5 protein-coding genes and 2 pseudogenes are annotated in these 7,822 nt (G+C 72.6%); 1 reads left to right on the top strand and 6 read right to left on the bottom strand.

Annotated features, from left to right (window positions below; all coding sequences use genetic code 11):
• The 6 genes and pseudogenes from ABZ281_RS28455 to ABZ281_RS28430 form a co-directional block, all read right to left on the bottom strand.
• Positions 1 to 297 (bottom strand): annotated as a pseudogene (locus tag ABZ281_RS28455) (hypothetical protein); the annotation flags it as partial.
• A gap of 43 nt (positions 298 to 340) precedes the next feature.
• Positions 341 to 1,151, bottom strand: a pseudogene (locus tag ABZ281_RS28450) (MFS transporter); the annotation flags it as partial.
• 160 nt (positions 1,152 to 1,311) lie between these two features.
• Positions 1,312 to 4,008, bottom strand: a complete 2,697-nt coding sequence (locus ABZ281_RS28445; protein ID WP_356659981.1) for a LuxR C-terminal-related transcriptional regulator — start codon at positions 4,006 to 4,008, stop codon at positions 1,312 to 1,314.
• 113 nt (positions 4,009 to 4,121) lie between these two features.
• Entirely contained in the window at positions 4,122 to 4,613 is a 492-nt protein-coding gene (locus tag ABZ281_RS28440; protein ID WP_356659979.1) for a hypothetical protein, read from the bottom strand.
• A gap of 178 nt (positions 4,614 to 4,791) precedes the next feature.
• Positions 4,792 to 6,384 (bottom strand): glycerol-3-phosphate dehydrogenase/oxidase, encoded by a 1,593-nt coding sequence (locus tag ABZ281_RS28435; RefSeq protein WP_356659977.1) that lies wholly within the window; start codon positions 6,382 to 6,384, stop codon positions 4,792 to 4,794.
• Positions 6,381 to 6,998: a helix-turn-helix domain-containing protein gene (locus tag ABZ281_RS28430; protein ID WP_356659975.1), complete on the bottom strand. Its 618-nt coding sequence runs from the start codon at positions 6,996 to 6,998 to the stop codon at positions 6,381 to 6,383. The genes ABZ281_RS28435 and ABZ281_RS28430 overlap by 4 nt, the downstream gene beginning before the upstream one ends.
• Before the next feature lie 65 nt (positions 6,999 to 7,063).
• On the opposite strand from ABZ281_RS28430, the gene ABZ281_RS28425 reads away from it, so the two are divergent.
• Positions 7,064 to 7,822 (top strand): FAD-dependent oxidoreductase (locus ABZ281_RS28425; protein ID WP_356659973.1); only part of this gene is annotated, 759 nt, incomplete at its 3' end.

Raw genomic sequence — 7,822 nt, 5'->3', positions numbered from 1 at the left:
GGACGATGCCGCCGTGATCGGTGGGCAGCCGTCGGGCCGTGAAGTCGCCGGGGACGCGCGCTGCGCGGTTCTCGGAGAGGTAAGCCGGTCATGGACGTGCGCGATCCAGAACACCACTCCGGTGAGGAGCAGCAGCAGGACCAGCTCGGCCCGGGGGAACGAGCCCAGGGAACCGGCGCCGATCACCACGGAGGCCGCGAGCATCGAACCGTAGACGCCGCCCGTGTAGTCCGCGCGGGCCCGGCGCTCCGCCCGGCGCTTGCCGCGGTCGGCCGGGGCGGGTGTGGTCCTGGACATGAGTGGCCCCCTGTGGCCTCAGAGTGTCGACCCGGTCGCCGCGCAGCAGGGACAGGTGCACAAGCGGATCGGCGTTCTCGTCGTCTCGCCGCCGTTCCCACCACCGGAAGGCGGCCAGGAGGGCCGCCCCGGCGCCGACGACGAACAGAGTCGGAGCGAAGCCGAGGACGGTGAAGGGCGGGTTGCGGGGCTGCGCCCATCCCCATGTGCTGCTCTGCAGCACGCCGAGTACGCCCAGCCCGAGTCCGGCCGCGGAGAGGACCGCACCGACCCCGTCCAGCCGGGGGCGCGGCCCCGCTCGGAGCGGGCGTCACGATCATCCGGCGGCACAGCAGTACGGCCGCGACCACCACGACCTCACCGGCGAAGACGAGTCGCCAGGTCAGGTAGGTCGTCACCCAGCCGCCCAGCAGGGGGCCGACCGCGATCCCGGCACCGGCGAGCCCGCCGATGACCGCGTAGGCGACGGCCCGGTCGCCTCCCCGGTAGGACTCCGCGACGAGGGCGGCCATGGCCGGGAGCACCATGGCGGCGCCGAGCCCCTCGACGACGGACCAGCCCAGTGTGAGAACCCACAGGGTGGGTGCCAGAGCCGTGATGGCCGACCCGACGCCGTGGACGACCATCCCGAGAAGGAACATGCGGCGGCGCCCCACGATGTCCCCGAGCCTGCCGCCAATGATCATGAAGGCGGCCATGACCAGCGCGTACAGCGTGATGACCGCCTGGATGGCGGTGACCTCCGTGTCGAAGTCCTCGACCGGCCGGCTGATGGACACGTTCATGACGGAGGTGTCCAGGACCATCAGGAACTGGGCCGCACCAAGGATGATCAAAGCCCGTCGGCGTTTCACGGTGTCCACCTCGCCGAGTCGGCCCGGTACGGCCGCGGAGTCCCAAACATGGACCGGCGCACGCCTCGCCGGCTGCTCTCATCGCATCCGAAGTGCGCGCCGCCATCCTCACCCACGAAGGGGGAGAGGTCTCACGCCGGGCTCTCGCACCGGCGCGTCCTCACAGCATCCGGAGGTCGCGGGCCCGGCGCACCGCTTCGCCGCGCCGGTTCACCGCCAGCTTCCGGTAGACGCTCTTGAGGTGGGTCTTCACCGTGTTCACCGACAGGCAGAGGTCGGCGGCGATCTCCTCCGTCGACATCATCCGGGCCACGCGCTCCAGTACGTCGTGCTCGCGCGCGCTCAGCTCCACCACCACGAGCGGGAGAGGGGGCGACGGTGGTCCCGGCCGCCCGCGGGGCAGAGCCGGAGCGAGCGTGAGCCAGCCCGCCGCCAGATCGTGCAGCGGCGCCGTGGCCATGTGGGGCCGGATCCATGCTCCGGCGTCCAGGAACGGACGCCGCAGCCGCTCGCGCCGGGCGTCGAGGAGCGCCTGTGTCAGGAGCTTGCGGACGGTCGCCGTCTCTCCCGCCACGTCGGCGGCCCGAGCCCTCACCAGCGCTGCCCTGACACTCACCGCCGGGCCGGTGTGTTCCTCGGCGTGGATGCTGTCGAGCAGGTCGAGTGCCGCCCCGGTACGTCGTGCGGCGAGTTGGATCGACGCAGCCTCCACGGCGCACACGGGCTGGTCACCGGAGACCGCCCGGAGTACCTCGGCGGCTCTGTCCGGCCGTCCCCCGGCCAGGTGGGCGGCCGAGGTGACGAGTGCTTCATGGCTTGTCGCCCACGGCGAGGTCACGGAGGCGGGGACGGCCGGGTCCGCCGCCTCGACGGCGGCTCGCATCTTTCCCCTGGCCATCAGGAGGCGGGCCGCGGCGAGGGCCTGCCCCGCCGCCATCACTGGATCACGCGTTCCGGAGGGGAGGTCGGCGGTTTGGTCGAGGAGGGCCTGGGCCCGGTCCAGTTCATCCCGGTCGACGGCCACGGCGGCCAGGACCAGCCGTCCGATCCCGGAGCCGGTCGTCCGGGGCGGGCCAGGGCGATCCGTCGCGGACACCGCTGCCAGTGCCCTGCGCTCCGCCCGGCCGGGCCAGCCGTTGAGGTAGTCGAGCAGGGCCAGGTGTCCCATCGCCTCCTCCCGGGGCGCCTCGGTGGACGGTCCGCCGGGAGCGTCGGCCACGGTGTCCAGGACGGCGCGCGCGTCCTCGAAACGCCCGGCCCACAGGAGTGTCGAGCCCACATGGGTCAGCAGGAGGGCGGTGAGTTCGGGATGCTTGTCCAGAAGGTGAGCCGGTACCTCCTGCCGCAGTTCGGCGGCCGATTCGGCGGCCTTCTCCACCTGCGGGGGACATCCGTTCAGCCGGGCGGCCAGGGCTTCCAGCAGCGCACAGCTCAACCGGGCGGCCGCAAGGTCACGGTCGTCGTCGGCGAGCCGCTCCTCGGCGTGGCGCAGGCTCGCCAGACCGTGATCGAGGTCGTGGTGGGACAGGTCGTGGGCGGCGCGCACGAGGTCCGTGGCCGGGCTTTTCGCCTCGGGCCCCATGTGGGAGAACAACTGCGCCAGGTCGTCCGAGTTGGGGCCGGTGAAGAGCCGTCCGATCGCGAGGTCGTCCACGAGGGCACCGGCGGCGAGGTCCCAGTCGTCCGCGGCTGCGCTGTGGGCGAGTGTCTCCGGCAGGTGGCCGTGACGACGCAACCACCGGGCGGCCCGTCTGTGGAGTTCGGGCTCCAGCCCGGGCAGGCGGACGCGCAGATGTGCCCGCAGTATCTCCCTGAACAACGGGTGGAGCTGGTACCACGAGTGCCCGAGCCGTTCGACGAACGCGTTCTCGCGGTGCAGGCCGGCGAGGAGGGGCTCGGCGTCGATTCGGTGAGTCAGCGCGTTGGCCAGATCGGGACAGAAGCGGTCCAGGACACTCACGCGCAGCAGGAGGTCCTGTGTCTCCCGCGTCTGCCCCTTGAGGACCTCGGCCAGCAGGAAGTCCGCGACCGTGCTGCGGTCCGCTTCGAACTCCTTCAGATAGAGCTCGGGGTCGGAACTCTCCCTGGCGGCCAGGGCGGACAGGCTCAGCCCGGCGGCCCAGCCCCGGGTGCGGTCGACGAGGTTCCGCGCCGCCTGGAGCGGAACGTTCACACCATGCAGTTCCAGCAGTGCGGCGGCCTCTTCGGGAGTGAAGGCCAGTTCGGCGGAGCGGATCTCCGTCAGTTCGCCGACCGCCCGGTATCGGTGCAACGGGAGCACGGGGTCGGTGCGGGTGGCCAGGACGAGATGCAGCCCCCGGCCGGCGTGGTGCAGGACGAACTCCAGCTGCTCCGCGACCTTCGGGTCGGTCACGCGGTCGTACCCGTCGAGCACGAGGAGCACAGGCCGGTCGCGGCCGTTCAGCTCGCAGGCGAGTGTCGACAGGAGCCTGCGGCTCACCCTGGAGGCGTTGACGGGTGTCCCGACCGCTTCGGACGGCGGGGCACCGCAGGCGCGCAGGGCCTGCAGAACGTAGGCCCAGAACAACCCGGGGCGATGGTCTCCGCCGTCGAAGGAGAGCCAGGCGACCGGCGGGCTCAGGTGGGAGGCCCACTCGGCGGCCAGCAGGGTCTTGCCGGCTCCGGCCGGGCCGTTGAGCAGAGTCAGCGGCGTCCTGAAGGCCTGGTCGAGGTGGTCGACGAGCCGCTGCCGCCGCAGGTGTGAGTGGGGCCTCGCGGGGAGGGCGAACCGGGTGCGCAGGAACGGATCGCCCAGGGGATCGCTGTGAGACAGCGGCGGAGCGACGGGAACGGCAGATCTTTGAGCACGCGCGGGGATGTCCGACACGGCGCTCATCACCCCTGTCGGGTCAGGGCCACGTCATGGGCAGCGCTTCCACCCTCAGCATCCCAGCGTTCCTGCCCGGGCGCACGGCGGACCGGGTCTCCCCGAAGGTCGCCCCGGGGCCCTCAGCGAGGAGGCCGGGGGGAGGGCGTAGGACGGTACGCGTCGTCGCGTTCGCGCCATGAACCTTCCTCGGACGGCTCAAGGAGGTTGTCGCGCGGCACGACGCACAGGGCCCAGATGATGAAGCCCGACAGCGCGATCATCACGAGCGACCAGACCGGGTACTGCGGCAGGGAGAGGAAGTTGGCGATGATGACGAGTCCGGCGATGGCGACGCCGGTGATGCGGGCCCACATCGCCGTCTTGAGCAGTCCCACGCTGACGACCACGGCGATCGCGCCGAGGGCGAGGTGGATCCAGCCCCAGCCGCTCAGGTCGTACTCGAAGACGTAGTTGCGGGTCGTGACGAAGATGTCGTCCTCGGCGATGGCCATGATGCCTCGGAAGATGTCGAGCAGCCCGACCAGGAAGAGCATCACGGCCGCGAAGGCGGTCAGCCCGGTGGCCCATTCGTCCCTCGCCCTGTGTGACGGTTGGGTGTGTGTGGCGGTCATCTTGCGCCTCTGTTTCGCTGCTCAGGGGTCGATGGGGGGGAGAGGATCCTTTCGAACGGTTCGGCTCGGCGTCCTCTTCAGCGTGCCCACGGCAGGGAACGGGCGGCTTCACCCGGTGCGGGTGAGAGTGGAGCCACTCGCCTGCGTCCAGGCATCCGCCGTTCCCCCCTCGGCGGCCTCACGCGAGGGGTGACCGGGATGATTCCGTTTCTCCCATCAGCCCGCGTACGGCAGCCAGCGCCTCGGTCCGGTCCGCCGGGACCAGTCCGATGCGCGTGCGCCGGTCGAGCAGGTCGGACTCGTCCAAGGCGCCCTCGTGCCGCAGTGCCCACAGCACTTCGGCGCCGGTGACGGGATGGCCCGGGACGACGGGTTCGCCCAGCCGCGGGTCCCGCACGGCCAGGGCGTACACCGCCGGTGCCTCGATGCCGTAGCGCTGGACGAGGCGGCGGGGCGCGCGCAGCGCGGCGAGTGTCCGGGGGGCGGCGGCGCCCATCAGCGGGAGCGTGGCGGTGGGTGAGGGGCCGGCGGCCAGGCCACGTGCGTCGACCGCGGCGTTCACGGCGTCCTCGGCCATGCGGCGGTATGTGGTGAGCTTGCCGCCGACCACGCTGACCACGCCGTCCGATGAGGTCAGCACCGCGTGCCGGCGGGAGATGTCGGCCGTGCGCGAGGTGGCGCCGGACTGGGCCGTCCCGCTCGTGTCCAGCAGGGGGCGCAGGCCGGCGAACGCGCCGGCGATGTCGCCGCGGCGGACGGGGACGTCGAGTACGGATCCGAGGACGTCGAGCAGGAAACCGATGTCGGTCTCGGGCACGTCGGGGACGTCGGGGACGGGTCCGTCGAGGGGTTCGTCGGTGAGTCCGACGTAGATCCGGCCGTCGTCCTGGGGCAGGACGAGGACGAAGCGGTTGGTCTCGCCGGGGATGGGGATGTGCAGGCCGGCGGGGAGCGGGCCGATGTGCTCCGAGCGCAGGACGAGGTGGGTGCCGCGGGAGGGCCGGATCCGGATGCCGTCCACGAGGTCCCCGGCCCACACGCCGGACGCGTTGATCACCGCACGGGCCCGGATCTCGCCCTCCTCTCCGGTGAGTTCGTCCCGTACGCGGGCGCCGGACGCGGTGAGTTCCAGGGCCCGGACACGGGTCAGCACGCGGGCGTCGTGCGCGGCGGCCGTGCGGGCGAGGGCGGTCACCAGACGGGCGTCGTCGGTGAGCCTTCCGTCCCAGGACAGCAGACCGCCCCGCAGCCCGCCGGGCCGCAGTGCCGGGGCCAGGTGCCGGGTCTCGACAGGCGACAGCCGACGCGGGGCGGGCAGGGTGGCCCGCGCCGTACGGGCCGACAGCCGCAGGGCGTCACCGGCCCGGAAGCCCGCCCAGGCCAACGCGGCCTGGCCGCGCGAGACGAGTCCGGTCAGGGGCAGGACGAACGGCTGGGCACGCACCAGATGGGGCGCCGTACGCTCCATCAGCACGCCGCGTTCGACCGCGCTCTCGTGGGCGACGTCGAACTGCGCCGAGGCCAGGTAGCGCAGCCCGCCGTGGACGAGCTTGGAGCTCCAGCGTGAGGTGCCGAACGCAAGGTCGTGGGCGTCGACGGCGACGACATCGAGACCGCGGGCGGCGGCGTCGAGGGCCGCTCCGGCGCCGGTCGCGCCGAGACCCACGACCAGCACGTCCACCACCCGGCCGTCGGTCGCTTCGGTCAGCTCGCGGGCGCGCCGGGCCGCGGACAGGGAGGCCCCGGTGGCCGGGACGGCGGTCTGGCTCATGGGGTGAGGGTCCTCTCCAGAACGGTGCGCAGTTCGGCGAGGAACGCCGCGGTGGTGAGCTCGGGGTCGTCCTCGTCGGTCATGGTGCGCAGGGACAGGGCGAAGGACTGGAGGATCAGCAGCACGGTCCGGGCCTGGCGTGCGGCCGGAGCCTCGCGCACCGACCCGTCGGCGTGTCCCTCGCGCAGCGCGCCGGCGAGCAGCTCCAGCAGGGCTTCCTGGCTCGCGCCGCGCCGGTCCAGTACGTAGGGCAGAAGCAGTTCGGGGTCCACGTCGACGATCTTCTGGAAGAGCGGGTGGGCTCGGAACGCCTCGACCCCCGCGACCAGGCCGTCGATCAGCGGCGGGCGCGTGCCCGGCTCCGGACGGCTCTCGGGCATGGACCCGGTCGCCACGGCGATCCACTCGCGCGTCATGAGATCGCCGACGAGGGAGCGGACGTCGGGCCAGCGGCGGTAGAGCGTCATCCGTGAAAGGCCCGCGCGACGGGCCACGTCGGTCATGGTCGTCCGGCGGACCCCGACGGCGAGAACGCAGTCGTGGACGGCGTCGAGCACCACGTCGTTGTCGGCGGAGTTCGGCTGGGCCGAGCTGTTGTGACGATTAGGCGTCATGTGTAACAGTGTAACGCCCGACGCCGCTCCAGCGGCAACCCCGACGACCGGTGAGGACGACAGGCATGGAGATGCTGTGGAACGGCTGGGGAGACCCGGCCAGGGCGACGCCGCTGCCCGGCACCGTGACCGGGCTGCTGCGCGACTGGCTCGGCGTCAAGCCGCAGCCCACGGCTTCAGCCCGGCTGGAGGAGATCGAGATCTCCCCGCCCGCCCTTGAGGGCGCCGCCCTCCGTGCGCTGCACACCGCACTCGGCGATCGGGCGGAGGACGTTCGCACCGACACCGAGAGCCGCGTCCGGCACACGCGCGGCAAGTCCACGCCGGACCTGCTGCGCCTGCGTGCCGGTGACACCGCCGACGCCCCGGCGGCCGTAGCCCTCCCGCAGAGCCATGACGAGGTGCTCGCCGTGCTCCGCGTCTGCGCCGAACACCGCCTCGCCCTCGTCCCGTTCGGCGGCGGCACCTCCGTCGTCGGAGGCCTCGCCCCCACCGGCAAGGCGCCCTTCGTCGCCCTGGACCTGCGGCACCTGAATCGCCTGCTCGACCTCGACCCCGTCTCCCGGACCGCCACCCTGCAGGCCGGTCTGCGCGCACCCGAGGCCGAGGCGCTTCTGGCCGAACACGGCTTCACCCTCGGCCACTTCCCGCAGTCCTACGAGTGGGCCACCATCGGCGGCTTCGCCGCGACCCGCTCCAGCGGCCAGGCCTCCGCCGGCTACGGCCGCTTCGACGAGATGGTCCTCGGCCTCACCCTCGCCACGCCTGGAGGAACACTCGACACCGGCCGCGCGCCCCGCTCGGCCGCCGGCCCCGATCTGCGC

It is taken from the genome of Streptomyces sp. NPDC006265 (genome assembly GCF_040613555.1).
GTDB lineage: Bacteria > Actinomycetota > Actinomycetes > Streptomycetales > Streptomycetaceae > Streptomyces.
The sequence above is the reverse complement of the archived record's forward strand: the minus strand, read 5'-3'. Positions and strand labels throughout refer to the sequence as shown.